Source organism: Ramlibacter cellulosilyticus (assembly GCF_014297465.1).
Taxonomy (GTDB): domain Bacteria; phylum Pseudomonadota; class Gammaproteobacteria; order Burkholderiales; family Burkholderiaceae_C; genus Ramlibacter; species Ramlibacter cellulosilyticus.
Window position 1 is genome coordinate 443,952 of the sequence record NZ_JACORT010000002.1, and the last position, 18,484, is coordinate 462,435.

Below are 18,484 nucleotides of genomic sequence, written 5' to 3' on the forward strand. Positions count from 1 at the left end.
CGTTCCTTCAGATCACCGTGTCCCAGGATGCGGAGAGGCGCACCGCCGCATTGATCGTGCCGACCATGGAATAGGTCTGCGGGAAGTTGCCCCACATCTCGCTGGTCACCGGATGGATGTCCTCGGACAGCAGGCCCAGGTGGTTGCGGTGCTTCAGCATCACCTCGAAGATCTCGCGCGCCTGCGCCTTGCGGCCGATGCGCGCCAGGGCGTCGATGCGCCAGAAGGTGCACACGTTGAACGAGGTCTCCGGCTTGCCGAAGTCGTCGGCCGCCTCGTAGCGCCGCATGAACGGGCCGTCGCACAGGGACTTCTCGAGCGCGTCGACGGTCGACACGAAGCGCGCGTCGTTGGGGTCGATCATGTTCACCTCGGCCATCAGCAGGGCGCTGGCGTCCAGGTCGCGGCCGCCGAAGCTTTCCGCGAAGGCCTGGCGCTCCTCGCTCCAGGACTCCTTCAGGATACGCCCGCGGATCGTGTCGGCGCGTTCCCGCCAGTAACGGATGCGCTCGGGGAGGCCGAGGGCCGAAGCGACCTTCGCGAGGCGGTCGCAGGCCACCCAGCTCATGAGGGCCGACGAGGTGTGCACGCGGGCGCGGGTGCGCAGCTCCCACATGCCCGCGTCCGGCGTGTCGTAGATCTTCCAGGCCTGCTCGCCCACGGCTTCCAGGTGCGCGAATTCGGCGCGGCCGGCCCGCTTGAACAGGCGGTGGTCGTGGAAGGCCTGCGCGGCCGCCAGGATGATGTTGCCGTACACGTCGTGCTGGAAGTGCTCCTGCGCCTGGTTGCCCACGCGCACGGGGCCCATGCCGCGGTAGCCGGGCAGGTGGTCCAGGATGAATTCCGGCAGCTGCTCCTCCTGGCCGATGCCGTAGAGCGGCTGGATGTGGCCGCCGCCGGAGCGGATCACCACGTTCATCAGCCAGCGCAGGTACTCCTCCATCGTCGCCACTTCGGAGATGGAGTTGAGCGCGCGCACCACGAAGAAGGCGTCGCGCAGCCAGCAGTAGCGGTAGTCCCAGTTGCGCCCGCTGCCGGGCGCCTCGGGGATGCTGGTGGTCATCGCGGCAACGATCGCGCCCGTGTCCTCGAACAGCGACATCTTCAGCGTGATGGCGGCGCGGATCACCGCGTCCTGCCACTCCAGCGGCAGCGCCAGGGCGCGCGACCACTGCTTCCAGTAGGCGACCGTCTCCTGCTCGAACAGGCGCGCGGTTTCCTCGATGCCGTTGGTGAGCGTCTCGTCCGGCCCCATGATGAAGTTCATGGGGCGGTCGACCACGAAGTAGGTCTCCGCCAGCACGTACGAGATCGGCGCGTCGGTGTTGATGCGGATCGTGCTGTTGCCCGCGACGTAGCGGATGTGGGTGCTGCCCTGCGTGACCGCGGGCTTGGTACGGCCCCAGTCGAAGCGGGGCCGCAGCAGCACGCGCATGCGCGGCGAACCCGAGAGGATCTTCACGCGCCGCACGAGGGTGAGCGGCCGGAACATGCGCCCGCGGCTCCAGAAGCGCGGCGCGAAGTCGGTGACCTCGATGCCCTGGCCCTTGCGGTCGTACATGCGCGTGCGCAGCACCGCGGTGTTGGGCTCGTAGTGCTGCTCGGTGCGGTCGTAGTCCTCCAGCTCGAAGGCCCACAGGCTGCCGTTCTCGCTCGGGTCGAGCATGGCGTTGAACACCGGATCGCCGTCGAAGCGCGGCAGGCAGCACCACACGATGCGCGACTGCTGGTCGACCATCGCGCTGTACGCGCAGTTGCCGATCATCCCCACCTGCAGCGAGTTCGGCGTCACGAAGGAAGCGTTGTTGTTCATGCTGTTCTCGTCGATCGGGCGGCGAGGGCCGCCTCCAGTTCTTGTCGGAGGGTGGCGGGGCTGGCGAGGCGCCGCCGCGCGACGCTCTCTCCCTCCCCCACCTTGATGCCCACGCCGCCGAGGCGCTGCACCGTCGAGAAACCCGCCTCGTCGGTGACGTCGTCCCCGATGAAGACGGGCGTGCGGCCGGCGAAGGGCGGCTCGGCCAGGAAGTCCTCGATGGCGTGGCCCTTGCTCGCGCCGCCGGGCTTGGCTTCGGCGACCATCTTGCCGCGCATCAGCGCGAGGCCGCGGGATTCGTCCACCGCCTGCTGCATCGTGGCGAGGCACAGCGCCTCGAGCTCGGGCCGCTGCCGGTAGTGCAGCGCGATGGAGCCGCGCTTGTTCTCCACCAGCAGGCCGGGATGCCGGGACGCCAGCGCGCACGCGGCTTCGACCACGTGGTCGAGCGGGTGCGTGTCCAGCAGGTGCAGCGTGCCGTCGCCGCCGCGGCGCTCGGCGCCGTGCACGCCCGCGACGGACAGCACCAGGGGCCGGAGGTACTCGTCGATCTGCGCGATCGGACGGCCGGAGATCACCGCGACGGCGCCCTGGAGGTAGTCCTTCACCTCCTGCAGCACCGCCAGGAGGGGTTCGGGCACGTGCACGGCGTCGGGGTGCGGTGCGATGTCGACCATGGTCCCGTCGAAATCCAGGAACAGGGCGCAGGAGGGATGGAGGATCTCCGCGAGCGTCATGTGGCGTGAACGTAGCAAAGCCGGGCGCGCGCCGCCAGACCGGCTGGACACCGCGCCGGGTAGGAAGGCTCCTACACCCGGCGGGAAGGGGGGTCAGGTGGCGTACAGCCCATCCAGGGAACGGAAGCCCTTCACCTCGATCGGGTTGCCGAACGGGTCGCAGAAGAACATCGTCCACTGTTCGCCGGGCTCGCCCGGGTAGCGCAGCTGCGGCTCCAGCACGAACTCGGTGCCGGCGGCCTGCAGGCGGCCGGCCATCGCCTGCCATTGCGGCAGCTCCAGCACCAGGCCGAAGTGCGGCATCGGCACCAGCTTGTCGCCGACGCGGCCGGTGCGGCTGGTGTGGAACGGCTCGCCGAGGTGCAGGGAGAGCTGGTGGCCCTCGAAGTCGAAGTCCACCCACGTGTCGGTGCTGCGGCCTTCGCGGCAGCCGAGCACGTCGCCGTAGAAGCGGCGGGCCTGGTCGAGGTCGCGGACATGGAAAGCAAGGTGGAACAGCGCGGGCATGCGAGGAGGATAACGCGTGGCGTACCATGCCCGGCCATGCACCTGTTCCCCTTCGCCCGAGCCCTGCTGGGCAGCGTGGCCTTCCTGCTCGCGGCCGGCCAGGCCGTCGCCCAGTCCACCTGCCCGCCGCCGGCGCCGACGCTCGAGACCCTGAAGCCCGAACAGGTGCGCGCCGACGTGCGCGACCGGGGCTTCCTCTGGGAGCTCACGCGCGACGGCCGCAAGTCCTGGCTGTATGGCACGGTCCACGTGAGCCGGCCCGAGTGGCTGCTGCCCGGCCGGCGCGTGCAGGCCGCGCTGCAGGAAAGCGAAGTGCTGGCGCTCGAACTCGACCCCGGCGACCCGGAGCTGGTGCGGATCTTCACCGCGCCCGGCGACGCCGCCCGCGAAGCCCGCGTCATGGCGGGCCTGCAGCCGCGCCTGGCGAAAGTCGCCGAGCGCGAGTGCCTGCCGGTGGCGAAGCTCGCGGCCATGCGACCCATCCTGCAGGTGACGACGCTGGGCCTGCAGCAGTCGCGCCGCGACGGCTTCCATCCGGAGCTCGCGGTGGACGCCGTCCTGTGGGGGTTCATGCAGCGCATGGGCAAGCCGGTCGTGGCGCTGGAAACGCCGGCCGCGCAGCTGGAAGCGCTGACGCCTGCCACCGAGGCCGACGAGCGCGTGCTGGTGACCCGGTCGCTCGAGGAGATCGAATCGGGCGCCGACCGGCGCTCCATGCGCCGGCTGCTGCAGGCCTGGGCGGACAGCGACCTGCCCGCGCTCGCGAGCTACGAGCAATGGTGCGAGTGCATGGAGACGCCGCAGGAGCAGCGTTACCTGCGGCGGATCAACGACGAGCGCAACGGGCCGATCGCGGACCGCCTGCTCGCGCTGCACGGTTCGGGCAAGCGCTTCTTCGCCGCGGTCGGCGCGCTGCACATGACCGGCCCGCAGGCCCTGCCGGGGCTGCTGCGCGCCCGCGGCTTCGAGGTGCGGCCGGTGCCCCCTTCACGCGGGAATGCCCCATGACCACCATCGACTACGCCCGTTACCAGACCCTGAACATCACGCGCCGCGGCCCCGCGGACAGCGTGCTGGACATCCAGATGAGGGCCGCCAACGGCAAGCTGCCGACCGCGGGCCATGCCGGCCATCGGGAGCTGGCGGAGATCTGGCGCGATGTCGGCGCGGACGAGAGCGTGCGCTGCGCCGTGCTGCGTGGCGAGGGCCTGGGCTTTTCCGGCGGCGGCGACCTCGCGCTGGTGCAGGACATGGCCGACGACTTCGAGACGCGTTCGCGCGTGTGGAAGGAGGCCCGCGACCTCGTCTACAACGTGATCGACTGCGACAAGCCGATCGTGAGCGCGCTGCACGGGCCGGCCGTGGGCGCGGGGCTCGTCGCCGGGCTGCTGGCCGACATCTCGGTGGCCGCGCGCGACGCGAAGATCGTCGACGGGCACACGCGCCTGGGCGTCGCCGCGGGCGACCATGCGGCCATCGTCTGGCCGCTGCTGTGCGGGATGGCCAAGGCGAAGTACTACCTGCTGCTGTGCGATCCGGTGAGCGGCGAGGAGGCCGAGCGCATCGGGCTGGTCTCGCTGGCGGTCGACGCCGACCAGTTGCTGCCCAAGGCCTACGAGATCGCCGACCGCCTCGCCCAGGGCAGCCAGAGCGCGATCCGCTGGACGAAGTACGCCCTGAACAACTGGCTGCGCCAGGCGGGGCCGAACTTCGACACCTCGCTCGCGCTGGAATTCCTGGGCTTCGGCGGGCCGGACGTGCGGGAAGGCCTCGCCTCGCTGCGGGAAAGGCGGCCGCCGAAGTTCTGAGGTGCGGCGGCCCGGGATAATCCGCCGCATGAAGACCGCCTTCGCCTCCTTCCTGCTCGCGGCCGCCGGCGCCGCCTTCGCCCAGACCGCGGCGCCCGTCGCCGTGCACGGCGCCTGGGCCCGCAGCACCGTCGCCGGGCAGGACTCCACCGGCGCGTACATGACGCTCACCGCGCGGGAGCCGCTGACGCTGCTGGGCGCGGACACGCCCGCCGCCGGCATCGTCGAGATCCACGAGATGCGGATGGAAGGCGAGGTGATGAAGATGCGCGCCGCGGAGACGCTGCCGCTGGCCACCGGCAAGCCGCTGCAGCTCGCGCCCGGCGGCTTCCACCTCATGCTCATGGACCTGAAGGCGCCGTTCCAGGCCGGCAGCAGCATCCCCATGACGCTGCGCTTCCGCGATGCGCAGGGCAGGGAGCGCAAGCTGCCGGTGGATGTGCCGGTCACGCGCATGCCACCCGGCAAGCACTAATCCCCAGTACCCGGGGGCGCGCATCTGGGGTTAAGCTGTACGCCAGAGCACCCCAGGAGCGCGCCATGAACGACAACACGAACTTCGGCTTTGCCAAGCTGGTCCCGGGCTTCGACTTCCTGCAGAACCTGGCCAAGGGCGCGTCGCAGACCATCCCGCAGCTGCCGAACCTGTCGAACTGGGTGGCGCCCACGCTCAACGTGGAGGAGCTGGAGAAGCGCATCGGCGAGTTGAAGGCCGTGCACTTCTGGCTGGACCAGAACAGCAAGGCGCTCGGCGCGACGATCCAGGCGCTCGAGGTGCAGAAGATGACCCTCGCGACGCTGCAGGGCATGAACTTCAACATGGGCGACGTCGCCAACGCGCTGAAGCTCAAGACCGCGGAGACGGTGAGCTCCGGCGTGCAGAAGGCCGCGACCGCGGCCGGCACGGTGGCCGGCGTCGCCGGCGCCGCCAGGCGCAAGGTGGCGGGCGAGAAGGAGAAAGAGAAAGAGAAGGGCAACGGCGGTGCCGCGCCGGTCGACCCGCTGCAATGGTGGGGCGCGCTCACGCAGCAGTTCCAGGAGATCGCCGCCAACGCGATGAAGGACGCGGCGCAGAAGACCGTGGTGCATGCCGCGAAGAACATGGCCGCAGGCGCGGCCAAGGAAAAGCCGGCGAAGAAGGGCAGCGCCCGCAAGGCCCCGGCCAGGAAGAAGGCGCCGGCGACGTCGTAGGAGCCGTCATGCAGTTGTTCCCTTTCGGCCATGCCACGCATCCGCAGTGGCAGATGGCGGCCGGCCTCGTGCTGGCGCAGTTGCGCGCGCAGATGACGCTGCACGGCTACGCGGCGAGCCCCACGCTGGGGCTGCTGTACATCACCGACCACTACGCCGCGCACGCGCAGGAGATCCTCGACCACCTCGGCGCCGAGCTGCCGACCGTGACCGACTGGTCCGGCACCGTCGGCGTGGGCATCGCCTCGTCCAACGTGGAGTACTTCGACGAGCCGGCGCTCGCGGTCATGCTGTGCGCGGTGCCGTCCGACCAGTACCGCGTGTTCTCCGGCGTATCGCCGCTGCCGGCCACCTTCCGGCCGCACACGGCGCTGGTGCACGCGGATTCCGGCACGCCGGAGCTTGCGGAACTGATCACCGAGATGTCGGACCGCACGGCGACGGGCTACCTGTTCGGCGGGCTGGCTTCGAGCCGTTCGGAGGCGGTGCAGTTCGCCATCGGCGGCAACGGCAACCTGAGCGGCCACGGCAAGGCCGGCGGCGTGTTCAGCGGCGGCTTGTCGGGCGTCGCCTTCGCCGAAGGCGTGCAGCTCGTGTCGCGCGTGACGCAAGGCTGCCAGCCGGTGGCGCCGGCGCGCAGCATCACGGGTGCGGACGGCAACCTCATCACCGAGCTCGATGGCGAGCCCGCGCTCGACGTGCTGCTGGAAGACCTCGACCTCACGCTGGAGGAGCCGGAGGCCGCCATCGCCGCCTTGCGCAAGACGCTGGTGGGGCTCACGCAGGCCTCCGAAGACGTCGTGAACCGCACCGGCCATTTCGGCACGGACGTGGTCGTGCGCCACATCATCGGCCTCGACCCCCGGCGCCGCGGCGTCGCGATCGCCGATCGCGTGGAGGAAGGCATGAAGCTGGCCTTCTGCCGCCGCGACGTGGAGGCCGCGCGGGCCGACCTCGTGCGCATCTGCGCCGAGATCCGCGAGGAGCTGGAGCCCGAGGAGCTGCCCCTCGCGGTGGCGGCGGCGCTTGCGAGTTCCGAAGCGGCGAACGAGCCGAACCCCGCCCGCCGCATCGCCGGGGCCGTCTACGTGAGCTGCGCCGGCCGCGGCGGCCCGCACTTCGGCGGGCCCAGCGCGGAACTGCAGGTCGTGCGACGGGCGCTCGGCGACGTGCCGCTGGTGGGCTTCTTCGCGGGCGGCGAGATCGCCCGGCGGCACCTGTACGGGTACACCGGGGTGCTGACCGTATTCACCTGAGCGCGAGGCGCAACCGCCCCCGGGCCGTAAAATTCGGCCCGGAGGGGCGGGGTTCCGCCAGAGGATCGTTCAATGCTCGGGGGAACCTTGGATACGCTGCCGCTCGTCGTCGACCTGGACGGAACGCTGGTGCGCACGGACATGCTGCACGAGACGTCCTTGCGCGTGCTGCGCGACACGCCCTGGGACCTGTGGCGCATTCCGGTCTGGCTGCCGCAAGGCAAGGCGGTGGTGAAGCAGAACCTCGCCACGCGCGCTCGCTTCGATCCGCAGCACCTGCCGTACCACGAGCCCCTCCTCGCCTGGCTGCGCGAGCAGAAGGCCGCCGGCCGCAAGCTGGTGCTGTGCACCGCCTCCGACATGGCCGTGGCGCAGTCCGTCGCGGGCCACCTGGGCATTTTCGACGAGGTGATGGCCAGCGACGGGTCGCAGAACCTGGGCGGCAAGGTCAAGGCGGCTTCGCTGGTGGAGCGCTACGGCGACCGCGGGTTCGACTACGTGGGCAACTCCACCGCCGACATCCCGGTGTGGCGCCACTCCCGGCGCGCAATCGTCGTGAACGCGCCGGCGGCGCTGGCCGTGAAGGCCGGCGGGTTGTGCGAAGTGGAGAAGGTGTTCCCCGGCCTGCCGATGGGGCTCAGGGTGTGGGGCCGCGTGCTGCGCGTGCACCAGTGGCTGAAGAACCTGCTGCTGTTCATGCCGCTGCTGGCGGCCCACGAGCTGGGCAACTCCGGCGCGTGGATGGCGCTCGTGCTCGCCTTCGTGTCCTTCAGCCTGTGCGCCTCGTCGGTGTACATCTTCAACGACCTCCTCGACCTGGAAAGCGACCGCGCGCACCCGCGCAAGAAGGCCCGGCCCTTCGCTGCGGGCGCGGTGCCGGTCTGGAAGGGACTGGTGCTCTCGGTCGCCTTGCTGGCCGCGAGCTATGGGCTGGCGACGCGGGTGGGCGGCAACTTCCTGCCCTGGCTCAGCTTCTACTTCGTCCTCACCTGCGCCTACTCCTGGATCCTGAAGCGGCTGATGCTGGTGGACTGCCTCGCGCTCGCGATGCTGTACACGGTGCGGGTCGTCGCCGGCGCGGCCGCGGCGGGGCTGTCCCTGTCGTTCTGGCTGCTGGCGTTCTCGGTCTTCCTGTTCCTCTCGCTGTCCTTCGTGAAGCGCTACGCGGAGCTCGAGGTGCAGCTGCACAGCGGCAAGCGCAAGGCGCACGGGCGGGGCTACTACACCACCGACGCGCCGCTGGTGCAGACGCTCGGGATCACGGCAGGCTACGGTGCCGTGCTGGTGCTGGCGCTGTACCTGAACAGCGACGCCGTCCTGCGGCTCTATGGCACGCCCGAGATCATGTGGGGCGCCGTGCCCGTGCTGCTGTTCTGGGTGAGCTGGATGTGGATGCAGGCGCACCGCGGCAAGATGCACGACGACCCGCTGGTCTTCGCGGTGAAGGACAAGGCGAGCCTCGCGGCCGGCGTGGCGTTCGCGCTCGTGCTCGCCCTGGGCTCGCTCGGCTGGAACTGGTAAGGCCGCAGGCGGTACCCTGCTGGGACTGCAGCGCCTCAGGCGCGCTGCAGGCGGGACGCGACGGCCAGGCCGGCCGCGCCGAGCAGCAGGCCGAACCAGAAGGTCACCGCCCGCAGGCACAGGGCGGCCGCCAGCGCACTGGCACCGTCGGCGCCCTGCTGTCGCAGCATCAGCACGAGGGCGAGTTCCATGGCGCCGAGGCCCCCGGGGAGCAGGCTCGCCGCGCCCGCGAGCGTGGCGGCGCCGAAGATCGCGAAGCACACGTGCCAGGGCACCTGGAGCCCGAGTTGCGCCACCATGCCGGCGAAGGTGGCTGCCTGCAGGGCGTAGGCGAGCAGCGACGCGGCGACCGACCAAGACGCCACGCCGGGGCGCCAGAGCCGCACGAAGTCGTCGGCGCCCGTGCGCATCCACTCGGCCGGCCGGCGCAGCGCCTTCAGGCGCGCCGCCGCGGCGACGAAGCGCCGCCAGTGGCGGCCGTGCACGAACGCCGACACGGCCAGCGGCGCCGCGGCAACGGCACCCAGCACCAGCAGCCAGCGCAGCGCCGCGGCATCGTTCCAGCCGGCGGCCCACGCGAGCGGCAGCAGCGCGATCAGCAGCACCGCATGCACGTCGGACAGGCGATCGGCGAGGAAGGCCGCGAGGCTGCTGCCCACGGGCACGCCATGGCGCACGAGGAAGGCGCTGCGCACCGTCTCGCCCGCCTTGCCGGGCGTCGCGCTCAGGCCGATCCCGGCGAGGTAGACCGCGCCGTCCACCGCCGGCGGCACGTGGTGGCCCAGGGTGCGCAGCAGGAAATGCCAGCGTGTCGCGCGCACGGCGAAGTTCGCCGTCGTCAGCGCCATGCCCGCCAGCAGCCAGCCGGCGCCGATGCGCGAGGCCGCGTCCGCGGTGTCGGCGCCGCCGAACCAGAGGGTGAGGCCCAGGTAGGCCGCGACCGCCGCCAGCAGCCCGAGCGCGAGGCGCCGTCCCGGCGCCGCCCACGGGGCCGCGACGGCCGTGTTCATTCGGCCGCGCGGCGGAACGTGGCGTGCCGGTGGCCGAGGAAGCTGGTGAAGACCGGGACGGCCACGCCGAACAGGTGCGCGATCGCCTCCGCGTGCGTGACCACGCCCAGCGCGGGCAGCGCCCAGCGCGCGAGCACGAGGCTCACCACCAGCGTCTGCAGCAGCGCCAGCACGTTCACGATGGTGAACTTCACCACCTGCGGCAGCAGCGGCTGCCCCGAAGCGGAGAACACGTACTGGCGCATCAGCAGGAACGCCACCGTCATGCCCACGAGGTAGGCGCAGGTGATCGCCGCCGGGTACGGCAGCCAGAGGCTGAAGCCGAAGCGCGAGCCGTAGTTCGCCGCGGCCGCGACGCCGCCGGCGAGCACGAAGCGGAGGAACTGTGCGCTCAGCATCGCGTGCTCACGCAGGGCGCGCAGACTGCGCCAGGCCGGCGAGGTGCTGGCCCAGCTTCACGCTTTCCTGGATGGACCGGTCCTCGGGGTAGTAGTGCGAGGTGTCCGCGAGGAACAGCCCTTCCAGGCCGCTGCGCATCGGCGGCAGCGCATCGAAGAAGCCGGGGGAGCACACCGTCTGCGAGTACTCGTAGCGCGAAGCCATGCTGTCGACGACGTCCGCGGGATCCCAGTCCGGGCGGATCCTGCGCATCGCCGCGATCGTCTCGTCCACGAACTCCTGGAACGGCCGGCGGTACTTCGCATGCGTCTGCGGCATGTAGAAGGGCGCGTACAGGATGGTCGCGCCCACCGACGGGTTCAGGTTGCTGTACTCGATCAGGCCCGGGATCTCGATCCGCGGGTCGTTGATGTTCATCCAGAAGTTGCGCGTGAACGGCCGCTTGAGTTTCAGCAGCACGCACACGACGCCGACGTTGCGGATCGCTTCCAGCTTGCGGCGTTCCTCCGCGGGCAGGCCGGGCGTCATCCGCGACAGGTAAGGCAGGGGGACCGTGGAGATCACCTGGTCGAAGGGCTGTTCGGTGCCGTCCACGCGCACGCCCGTGACGCGGCCGCCGGCGGACACGATCTCCTGCACGCCGGCGTTCAATTCGATGCGGCCACCGAGCTCGCGGATGCGGCGCGCGATGGCGTCGATCAGCACCTCGGAGCCGCCCTCGATGTAGCCGAGGCGCTCCTGGAACAGGTTCTTGCGCGAGAGCGCCACCCGCTTGATGCGCGTGCCGAGCCACGCCGCGGACAGGCTGTCCTGGTACTCGTAGAACTTGTAGTGGAAGAGGCTCTTCCACATCACGTTGTACGCCCGCTCGCCGATGGCGTCCTTGATCCACTTCGTGGAGGAGAACGTGTCGTAGGGCTTCCAGTCCCGGATGCCCTTGGCGCGCATCACGTGCAGGCCGTAGCGCACCTTCTCCGGCATCGTGAGGCCCGGGAAGCGCAGGAGGGCGAAAGGATGGCCCCAGTCGTACAGCTTCCCGTCGAAGTAGAACCCCATGTGGGTGTCGGTCCACTTCAGGCGGTCGAAGAGGCCGAACTCCTTCAGGTATGCGAAGGTGGTCTCGTCGGGACCGCAGACGAAGTGGTAGTAGCGCTCGATCTGCACGCCGCCGAAGTCGACGGCGGCGGTCATGCCGCCGATGCGGCCGTCGCGCTCGAAGACGGTGACGGCATCACCCTTCTTCGCGAGTTCGTAGGCGACCGCCAGGCCCATGGGGCCGGCGCCGATCACGGCGATGCGGGCGGGGGCGGTGGTCATGCGCGCTCCACCGCGTACTTGGCGTAGATCGGGTGCGTGAACGTCTCGCGCAGCCCCGCCTCCACCGGCGTCGGCTCGAAGCCGAAGGTCTGGCGGATGTCGACGCCCCGGAAGTCGTCGCCGGCGGTGAGGGCCTTGAGCTGCGCCGCCGTGAAAGGAGGCTGCTTGCTGAAGGCGCCGTAGATGCGCAGCAGCGTGGCGAACAGCCACTTGGGGATGCACACGATCGGCGTGCGCAGGCCCTTCACGCGGCGGATCGCGCGGATCACGTCGATATAGTCGATGCGGTCCTGGCCCACGAGGTCGTAGATCTGGCCCTGGGGCCGGTTGCGCAGGCACCACTCGATGGCGCGGCAGAAGTCGCGGTTGTAGAGCGGCTGGCGCATGTAGCGGCCGTGGCCGGGAATGGGGAACACCGGCACCTTCTCCATGAAGCGCGCGAGCCAGCCGAAGTGCTTGGGGTCGAACCAGCCGTACATGAGGGTGGGACGCAGCACGCAGCCCGCGACGCCGCTGGCGATGAAGTGCTGCTCCTGGACCTTCTTGGTGTTGGTGTAGTCGTCGTCGGCCACGGAGTTCACGACCGAGGAACTGACGTGCACCACCCACGGCACGCCATGGCGCTTGACCGCCTCGAGGATGCGGTCCGTCGCTTCGATGTTGTTGCGGACATACACCTGCGGCTCCAGCCCGCCGATCTGCGCATGCAGCATCACCACGGCGCCGGCGCCTTCGAGCTCCGCGGTCCACACGCCTTCCTCGGCGACGTCGGCCAGCACCGTGCGCACGCCCGGATTGAGCTGCGCCAGCAGCGCCAGGTTGTTCTTCTGCTTGTCGATGGCGACGACGTGGCGGTAGCCCATCTCGCGCAGCATGATCGTGAGGTTCTGACCGACGAGGCCGGCCGCGCCGGTGATCACGATCTTCTGGGAGTGGATGTCAGGAATCATCGAAAGGCGCGCGGGATGGCCCGGCGCGGGGGACAGGACCAAAAAGTATAAGACCTGCCCGCCAGTTGCCCGCCAGTTGCCCGCCGGGCGCAGGAGGGCCGCTCCGTATACTTTGCGACTTCCGCAACGCACGTGTCGCGCGCTGCGGCACGAGACCAGGGCGGGATAGTGCAGAACATGAACAATTTCCAGGAGGGCGTGGGGTCCTGGCGGTCGTCCCGCCGCCGCCTCGCGCGGGATTTCCATCGGCGCGGCTATGCGTCGCGCCGGACGCCCGGGTGGAGGACGCCGGATCTGGCGGCGCCGGCGACAGATGCCTCGCGCGAGTGGGCCGGCAAGCTGCTGTTCGTCCTCGCGCTGGGCGTGTTCCTCTGGATGGGCCTGTTCAACCTGGGCCAGGCGCTGCTGGAGATGCATCCGTTCCGCCAGACGCAGACGGCCATCACCGCTTACTGGATGCAGCGGGAAGGCTTTTCCCTCGCGTATCCCACGCCGGTGCTGGGCGCCCCCTGGAGCATCCCTTTCGAGTTCCCGCTGTTCCAGTTCCTGGTCGCCTGGATCGCCAGGCTGACGGGCGCTCCGCTGGACCCGGTGGGGCGTGCGGTCAGCCTGGTCGCCACGCTGGCGGTGTGCCTGCCGCTGTACCGCTCGCTGCGGCTGCTCGGGGTGGAGCGAGGCGCCGCGCACTACGCCAACGCCTTGTACCTCACGGCACCGGTGTACCTGTTCTGGTCCGGCACCTTCATGATCGAGGGGCTCGCGCTGCTGCTGGCCATGAGCGCCGGCTACTACCTCCTGAAGATGTACCGGCTCGGCGTGACCGCACGGGACCTCGTGCTGTTCGGCGCGTTCCTCACGCTTGCCCTCCTGCAGAAGATCACGACCGGCGCCTTCCCCGCCTTCGTGGGGCTGACGGCGTTCGCCTGGCGCGCGCTGGGCACCATGCGCCACGGGCTGAACCTGCGCTCCCCGGTCGTGCGTGGCGCCCTGCTGGTCGGGGCGGTCGGCGGGCTCGCCCTCGTCGTGGGCTACGGGTGGGTGATGTACACGGACGCCGTGAAGGTGCGCAACGAGTTCGGCCGCTTCCTCGCCTCGAACTCGCCCACGCTCTCGGGCTGGAACTACGGGACCCTGGGACAGCGCTTCAGCAAGGCCTTCCTGGTCGACGTGGTGCTGCATCGGATCGTGCTGCCTTCCACGGCCCTGGGGCTGGGGGTGCTCGTGCTGGGGCTCCTGTTCCTGCGCTGGAGCGACGCCTCGGTGAAGAAGGTGGCGGCGCTGGGGCTGCTGCTGTTCGTCCTGCCGATGGCGGTGCTGACCAACCTGCACTTCGTCCACGACTACTATCAGACGGCCAACCTCGTGTTCCTGGTGGCGGCCGTCGCCGTCGCGGTGTATGCGACGAGCGGGCTGCTCGTGCGCTGGCACCCGGCTGCCGCACCGCTCGCGATGGCAGTCTTCGTGGCAGGCAACCTCCTCTTCTTCCATGGCATGTACTACCCCTGGAAGGCGACCATCCTCGGCCCGGGGAACAGCCGGACGCTGAAGCTCGCGGAGTTCCTGCGAAACCACACGCCCGCGGACCGGCCGCTCCTGATCCTGGGCTACGACTGGTCCTCGGAGCTGCCGTACTACGCGCAGCGCAAGGCGCTGGCCGTGCCGCCCTGGACGCGGATGGAGATGGATGCCATCCAGTCCACGGAACGTTTCCTGCCCACGGCGCCTTCGGCGGTCGTCTCCTGTCCCGAGGAGAACGTCGATGCCTTGCGTGCCGCCATCGCCGCGCGCTTTCCGCAGAGCGAGGTGGTCACGGTGGACGACTGCCGGATCTACCTGCCCAGGCCCTAGGGCGGTTCACTTCCCCCGCCGCAGCTGCGTGAACGCGCCGAACTCCCAGTCTCGCATCGCCAGCACCAGCGTGTAGCCCTCGCGCTCCTTCGCCGGCAGCTTCTGGTCCGCCAGGTGCTGCTGCGCGAAGTCCTGCGCCACCTTCTGCAGGCGGTCGACGAAGGAGGGCGCGATCGCGCGGCTCACCTGTCCGTGCACCAGCAGCAGCGTCTCCGCATGGCCGTCGAAGCCGCCGCCGAAGTAGTCCAGCACGGCGTGGTCGCGGAAGTAGTTCATCACCGGCCCGTGCGGCCGCCAGCGGAAGGTCTTCGCGAGCTTCAGGCGGTAGCGGTTCATGGGCTTCAGCTCGATGATCCCGAGGCGATCCAGCTGCACGAAGTAGCGGATGCACTCGGCCTCCGAGAGCCGGTACTCGGTGGTGACCTGCTCCATCGTCCACTGCGACAGCACGCAGATCGCGCACAGCAGCAGCTTCTTGTCCGCGACCACCGCCTTTTCCTGCTCCTTCGTGAGCTCGGTGAGCAGCGGCTGCGCGTCGGCCACGCGGCGCGCCAGCTCCGCGAAATCCAGCTTCAGCACGCGGCAGATGGCGTCGATGCGCGAGAGCGCCATGTCGCCCTTGGCCAGCATGCGCTTCACGCTGGACTCCGCCATCCCGAGCCCCTTGGCCAGGTCGGCGTACGTCATCTGGGCGGACTTGAGCTCCTTCTTGAGGGCGAGGACGAGGTCGGCGGTGGTGCTCATGCGAGTACAGGATTGCGATACCGGCGGGGCTGCCTGGCGGCAATGTAGCGGAATCGCAGCACTTTCCCCTTCGGGATGCGGACACTCGCGCCAGCGGACCGCCCATGGTCCATGATCCGCTCCAGAGGAGAAACCGAATGAGCACCGCCGTCGCCGAAGAACCGGTCGCGCCCTCCGCCGCGCATGCGCATCCCAACCAGTTCGCGCTCCTGAAGCAGCGCCGCTTCGCGCCGTTCTTCTGGACGCAGTTCGCGGGCGCCGCGAACGACAACCTGTTCAAGTTCGCGTTCACCGTGATGGTCACCTACCAGCTGCAGGTGGCCTGGCTGCCGCCGGCGCTGGCGGGGCTGGTGATCGGCGCTCTCTTCATCCTGCCGTTCCTGCTGTTCTCCGCCACGAGCGGGCAGCTCGCGGACAAGTACGACAAGCGCACGCTGATCCGCTTCGTGAAGTGGCTGGAGATAGGGATCATGGCGCTGGCGACCGTCGGCTTCTTCGGCGCCAATGTCCCCATCCTGCTCGCGTGCACCTTCCTCATGGGGCTGCACTCCACGCTGTTCGGGCCCGTGAAGTTCGCCTACCTGCCGCAGCACCTCGGCGAGCGCGAGCTCACCGGCGGCAACGGCATGGTGGAGATGGGCACCTTCGTCGCGATCCTGCTGGGCAACGTGGCGGGCGGGCTGATCGTGGCCGTGCCGGAGGTGGGGCCGCACTGGGTCGGCCTGAGCTGCATCGCGCTCGCCGTGGCGGGCCGGCTGGTCGCGCAGTGGATCCCCGCCTCGCCGTCGACGGACCCGGAACTGCGCATCAACTGGAACCCCTTCACCGAGACCTGGCGCAACCTGAAGCTGGCGCACGGCAACCTCGTCGTGTTCCGCTCGCTCCTGGGCATCAGCTGGATGTGGTTCTTCGGCGCGGTGTTCCTCAGCCAGTTCCCCAGCTTCGCCAAGGAGGTGCTGCACGGCAACGAGCAGGTCGCCTCGCTGCTGCTCGTGGTGTTCTCCGTCGGCATCGGCGTGGGCTCGCTGCTGTGCGAGATGCTGTCGCGCCGGCACGTCGACATCGGCCTGGTGCCGGTGGGTGCGATCGGCATGACCGTGTTCGCGGTCGACCTGTACTTCGCGGCGCGCGGGCTGCCGCCGTCTGCCACGCTCACCGTCGCCCAGTTCGTCGCGGTGGCGGCGCACTGGCGGGTGATGGCCGACCTCGCGCTGCTGTCGCTGTTCGCCGGCCTGTACTCGGTGCCCATGTACGCGCTGATCCAGCTGCGCGCGCAGCCGACCCACCGCGCGCGCATCATCGCGGCCAACAACATCCTCAACGCGCTGTTCATGATCGCGAGCTCGGTGATCGCCGGCGCGCTGCTCGGGGCGGGCGCGAGCATCCCGCAGATCTTCCTGCTCACGGGCATCGCCAACGCCCTCGTGGCCGCCTACATCTTCCTGCTCGTGCCCGAGTACCTGCTGCGCTTCGTTGCCTGGATGGCGACGCACGTGGCATACCGGTTCCGGGTGCACGGCGACGAGCACATCCCGGTCGCGGGACCCGCGGTGCTGGCCTGCAACCACGTGAGCTTCGTCGACGCCGTGCTGCTGATGGCGGCGAGCCCGCGGCCGATCTACTTCGTGATGGACCACCGCATCTTCCGCCTGCCGGTGCTCGGCTGGCTGTTCCGCCTCGCGAAGGCGATCCCCGTGGCCCCGCAGAAGGAAGATCCGGCCGTCTACGAAGCCGCCTTCGAGCGTTCCGTGCAGGTGCTGCGCAATGGTGACCTGCTGCTGATCTTCCCGGAAGGCGGCATCACGCGCGACGGCCAGCTGCAGCCCTTCAAGGGCGGCATCATGAAGATCCTGGAGCGCGCCCGGGCCGAGGGCATCGAGCCGCCCGTGGTGCCGATGGCGCTCACCAACCTGTGGGGCTCGTTCTTCAGCCGCATCGAGAAGGACGGCGCGATGGTGCGGCCGTTCCGGCGCGGCATCTTCAACCGCGTGGGCCTGAACGTCGGCCCGGCGATGCCGGCGCAGCAGGTGCAGCCGGAGTTGCTGCACCAGCGGGTCGCGCAGCTGCTCGCGTAAGAGGCACGGTGGGGTTCGCTTCGCTCACCTTCGCCGGCTCACGCCGGCCCACCCTACGACGGGGTCGCGCGTAGGGTGGGGCGGCGACCGCCGCCGCAGGTGAGCGAAGCGAACCCCACCGAACGGCGTCAAACCCCGCGCTGCCGGTCCTGCCGGAACTGCTGCGCGAACGCCGCGAACCGGCCAGCGTCCAGCGCCTCCCGCACCTCCCGCATCAGGTTGAGGTAGTAGTGCAGGTTGTGGATGGTCGCCAGCATCGGCCCGAGCATCTCGCCGCAGCGATCGAGGTGGTGCAGGTAGGCGCGCGAGAAGCCGCCCGTGACGCTGCCGTCCGGGTTCGTCGTGCCCTTGCACGTGTAGCAGGTGCAGGTCTCGTCGAGCGGACGCTCGTCGCTGCGGTGCTTCGCGTTGCGGATCTTCAGGTCGCCGAAGCGCGTGAAGAGGTGGCCGTTGCGCGCATTGCGCGTGGGCATCACGCAGTCGAACATGTCCACGCCTTGCGCGACGCCGTCCACCAGGTCTTCCGGCGTGCCCACGCCCATCAGGTAGCGGGGCTTGTTCGCCGGCAGGCGGTGCGGCGTGTGCGCCATGATGCGCAGCATGTCCTCCTTGGGTTCGCCGACGCTCACGCCGCCCACGGCGTAGCCGGGGAAGTCCATCTCCACCAGCGCCTGCAGCGACTCCTCGCGCAGGTTCTCGAACATCCCGCCCTGCACGATGCCGAAGAGCGCATTGGGGTTCTCCAGCCGCGCGAACTCCGCCTGGCAGCGTACCGCCCAGCGGCGCGAAAGCTCCATGGAGAAGCGCGCTTCCGCTTCGGTGGTGAGGTGCCCCTTGGTCTCGTACGGCGTGCACTCGTCGAACTGCATGACGATGTCCGAGTTCAGGACCGTCTGGATCTGCATCGAGACCTCGGGCGTGAGGAAGAGGCGGTCGCCGTTGACCGGCGACGCGAACTTCACGCCTTCCTCCGCGATCTTGCGCATCTCGCCCAGACTCCACACCTGGAAACCCCCGGAGTCGGTGAGGATCGGCTTGTGCCACTGCTCGAAGCGGTGCAGCCCGCCGAACTGCTTCAGCACGTCGAGGCCGGGGCGCATCCACAGGTGGAAGGTGTTGCCCAGGATGATCTGCGCGCCCATCTCCTCCAGCGAGCGCGGCATCACGCCCTTGACCGTGCCGTACGTGCCCACCGGCATGAAGATCGGCGTCTGCACGACGCCGTGGTTCAGGGTGAGGCGGCCGCGGCGGGCGTGGCCTTCGGTACGAAGCAGTTCGAATTGGAGCATGGATTGGCAGGCTGGGTTG

At 69.8% G+C, this 18,484-nt stretch carries 17 protein-coding genes; 8 read left to right on the forward strand and 9 right to left on the reverse strand.

The annotated features are described in order from the left end of the window. Positions 1–7: 7 nt before the first annotated feature. From H8N03_RS07925 to H8N03_RS07935, 3 genes are all read right to left on the reverse strand, one after another. The gene (locus H8N03_RS07925) at positions 8–1,813 is read right to left on the reverse strand and encodes a glycoside hydrolase family 15 protein (protein WP_187075612.1); all 1,806 of its coding nucleotides are present in this window, start codon (positions 1,811–1,813) and stop codon (positions 8–10) included. Then, positions 1,810–2,550 carry a trehalose-phosphatase gene (otsB, locus tag H8N03_RS07930; RefSeq protein ID WP_187075613.1) on the reverse strand — a complete coding sequence of 247 codons (741 nt, stop codon included), beginning with the start codon at positions 2,548–2,550 and terminating at the stop codon, positions 1,810–1,812. The genes H8N03_RS07925 and otsB overlap by 4 nt, the downstream gene beginning before the upstream one ends. Before the next feature lie 93 nt (positions 2,551–2,643). Further along, positions 2,644–3,057 (reverse strand): VOC family protein, encoded by a 414-nt coding sequence (locus tag H8N03_RS07935; protein WP_187075614.1) that lies wholly within the window; start codon positions 3,055–3,057, stop codon positions 2,644–2,646. 36 nt (positions 3,058–3,093) lie between these two features. On the opposite strand from H8N03_RS07935, the gene H8N03_RS07940 reads away from it, so the two are divergent. The 6 genes from H8N03_RS07940 to H8N03_RS07965 all read left to right on the forward strand — a co-directional run bounded on the left by H8N03_RS07940 (position 3,094) and on the right by H8N03_RS07965 (position 8,833). Further along, positions 3,094–4,065 (forward strand): TraB/GumN family protein, encoded by a 972-nt coding sequence (locus H8N03_RS07940; protein ID WP_187075615.1) that lies wholly within the window; start codon positions 3,094–3,096, stop codon positions 4,063–4,065. Then, on the forward strand, positions 4,062–4,865 hold the full coding sequence (locus H8N03_RS07945; protein WP_187075616.1) for an enoyl-CoA hydratase/isomerase family protein: 804 nt from the start codon (positions 4,062–4,064) through the stop codon (positions 4,863–4,865). The genes H8N03_RS07940 and H8N03_RS07945 overlap by 4 nt, the downstream gene beginning before the upstream one ends. A gap of 28 nt (positions 4,866–4,893) precedes the next feature. Then, positions 4,894–5,340, forward strand: a complete 447-nt coding sequence (locus H8N03_RS07950; RefSeq protein ID WP_187075617.1) for a copper chaperone PCu(A)C — start codon at positions 4,894–4,896, stop codon at positions 5,338–5,340. A gap of 65 nt (positions 5,341–5,405) precedes the next feature. Further along, on the forward strand, positions 5,406–6,056 hold the full coding sequence (locus tag H8N03_RS07955; RefSeq protein WP_255428111.1) for a PhaM family polyhydroxyalkanoate granule multifunctional regulatory protein: 651 nt from the start codon (positions 5,406–5,408) through the stop codon (positions 6,054–6,056). Positions 6,057–6,064: 8 nt separating this feature from the next. Beyond that, entirely contained in the window at positions 6,065–7,312 is a 1,248-nt protein-coding gene (locus tag H8N03_RS07960; RefSeq protein WP_187075618.1) for an FIST signal transduction protein, read from the forward strand. A gap of 87 nt (positions 7,313–7,399) precedes the next feature. Further along, the gene (locus tag H8N03_RS07965; protein WP_222622883.1) at positions 7,400–8,833 is read left to right on the forward strand and encodes a UbiA family prenyltransferase; all 1,434 of its coding nucleotides are present in this window, start codon (positions 7,400–7,402) and stop codon (positions 8,831–8,833) included. A gap of 35 nt (positions 8,834–8,868) precedes the next feature. Here H8N03_RS07965 and H8N03_RS07970 read toward each other — a convergent pair whose 3' ends face one another. From H8N03_RS07970 to H8N03_RS07985, 4 genes are read right to left on the reverse strand one after another with little or no spacing between them, the layout of a single operon-like run. Beyond that, positions 8,869–9,843 carry a lysylphosphatidylglycerol synthase transmembrane domain-containing protein gene (locus H8N03_RS07970; protein ID WP_187075620.1) on the reverse strand — a complete coding sequence of 325 codons (975 nt, stop codon included), beginning with the start codon at positions 9,841–9,843 and terminating at the stop codon, positions 8,869–8,871. Beyond that, a complete protein-coding gene (locus H8N03_RS07975) occupies positions 9,840–10,241 on the reverse strand; it encodes a GtrA family protein (protein ID WP_187075621.1) in 402 nt (133 codons plus the stop codon). Before H8N03_RS07975 ends, H8N03_RS07970 begins: the two co-directional genes overlap by 4 nt. Before the next feature lie 7 nt (positions 10,242–10,248). Then, positions 10,249–11,559 (reverse strand): NAD(P)/FAD-dependent oxidoreductase, encoded by a 1,311-nt coding sequence (locus H8N03_RS07980; protein WP_187075622.1) that lies wholly within the window; start codon positions 11,557–11,559, stop codon positions 10,249–10,251. Continuing rightward, on the reverse strand, positions 11,556–12,509 hold the full coding sequence (locus H8N03_RS07985; protein WP_187075623.1) for an NAD-dependent epimerase/dehydratase family protein: 954 nt from the start codon (positions 12,507–12,509) through the stop codon (positions 11,556–11,558). The genes H8N03_RS07980 and H8N03_RS07985 overlap by 4 nt, the downstream gene beginning before the upstream one ends. Before the next feature lie 177 nt (positions 12,510–12,686). Between H8N03_RS07985 and H8N03_RS07990 the strand changes: the two genes are divergently transcribed. Further along, complete coding sequence (locus H8N03_RS07990; protein ID WP_187075624.1) at positions 12,687–14,357, forward strand: glycosyltransferase family protein; 1,671 nt, start codon at positions 12,687–12,689, stop codon at positions 14,355–14,357. Between the two features lie 6 nt (positions 14,358–14,363). Here the strand turns inward: H8N03_RS07990 and H8N03_RS07995 are convergent, their stop codons facing one another. Further along, the gene (locus tag H8N03_RS07995; RefSeq protein WP_187075625.1) at positions 14,364–15,101 is read right to left on the reverse strand and encodes a helix-turn-helix domain-containing protein; all 738 of its coding nucleotides are present in this window, start codon (positions 15,099–15,101) and stop codon (positions 14,364–14,366) included. Between the two features lie 137 nt (positions 15,102–15,238). Here H8N03_RS07995 and H8N03_RS08000 point away from each other — a divergent pair, with 137 nt between their 5' ends. After that, complete coding sequence (locus tag H8N03_RS08000; protein WP_187075626.1) at positions 15,239–17,176, forward strand: MFS transporter; 1,938 nt, start codon at positions 15,239–15,241, stop codon at positions 17,174–17,176. A 128-nt stretch (positions 17,177–17,304) separates the two neighbouring features. On the opposite strand, the gene tgt is transcribed toward H8N03_RS08000, so the two are convergent. Beyond that, positions 17,305–18,465 (reverse strand): tRNA guanosine(34) transglycosylase Tgt, encoded by a 1,161-nt coding sequence (gene tgt / locus H8N03_RS08005; RefSeq protein WP_187075627.1) that lies wholly within the window; start codon positions 18,463–18,465, stop codon positions 17,305–17,307. Between the last annotated feature and the right edge of the window lie 19 nt (positions 18,466–18,484).

Bases quoted from the DNA above. Each gene is read 5' to 3' on its own strand.
- H8N03_RS07925 (WP_187075612.1), bottom strand. From the start codon at position 1,813: ATGAACAACAACGCTTCCTTCGTGACGCCGAACTCGCTGCAGGTGGGG.
- otsB (WP_187075613.1), bottom strand. From the start codon at position 2,550: ATGACGCTCGCGGAGATCCTCCATCCCTCCTGCGCCCTGTTCCTGGAT.
- H8N03_RS07935 (WP_187075614.1), bottom strand. From the start codon at position 3,057: ATGCCCGCGCTGTTCCACCTTGCTTTCCATGTCCGCGACCTCGACCAG.
- H8N03_RS07940 (WP_187075615.1), top strand. From the start codon at position 3,094: ATGCACCTGTTCCCCTTCGCCCGAGCCCTGCTGGGCAGCGTGGCCTTC.
- H8N03_RS07945 (WP_187075616.1), top strand. From the start codon at position 4,062: ATGACCACCATCGACTACGCCCGTTACCAGACCCTGAACATCACGCGC.
- H8N03_RS07950 (WP_187075617.1), top strand. From the start codon at position 4,894: ATGAAGACCGCCTTCGCCTCCTTCCTGCTCGCGGCCGCCGGCGCCGCC.
- H8N03_RS07955 (WP_255428111.1), top strand. From the start codon at position 5,406: ATGAACGACAACACGAACTTCGGCTTTGCCAAGCTGGTCCCGGGCTTC.
- H8N03_RS07960 (WP_187075618.1), top strand. From the start codon at position 6,065: ATGCAGTTGTTCCCTTTCGGCCATGCCACGCATCCGCAGTGGCAGATG.
- H8N03_RS07970 (WP_187075620.1), bottom strand. From the start codon at position 9,843: ATGAACACGGCCGTCGCGGCCCCGTGGGCGGCGCCGGGACGGCGCCTC.
- H8N03_RS07975 (WP_187075621.1), bottom strand. From the start codon at position 10,241: ATGCTGAGCGCACAGTTCCTCCGCTTCGTGCTCGCCGGCGGCGTCGCG.
- H8N03_RS07980 (WP_187075622.1), bottom strand. From the start codon at position 11,559: ATGACCACCGCCCCCGCCCGCATCGCCGTGATCGGCGCCGGCCCCATG.
- H8N03_RS07985 (WP_187075623.1), bottom strand. From the start codon at position 12,509: ATGATTCCTGACATCCACTCCCAGAAGATCGTGATCACCGGCGCGGCC.
- H8N03_RS07990 (WP_187075624.1), top strand. From the start codon at position 12,687: ATGAACAATTTCCAGGAGGGCGTGGGGTCCTGGCGGTCGTCCCGCCGC.
- H8N03_RS07995 (WP_187075625.1), bottom strand. From the start codon at position 15,101: ATGAGCACCACCGCCGACCTCGTCCTCGCCCTCAAGAAGGAGCTCAAG.
- H8N03_RS08000 (WP_187075626.1), top strand. From the start codon at position 15,239: ATGAGCACCGCCGTCGCCGAAGAACCGGTCGCGCCCTCCGCCGCGCAT.
- tgt (WP_187075627.1), bottom strand. From the start codon at position 18,465: ATGCTCCAATTCGAACTGCTTCGTACCGAAGGCCACGCCCGCCGCGGC.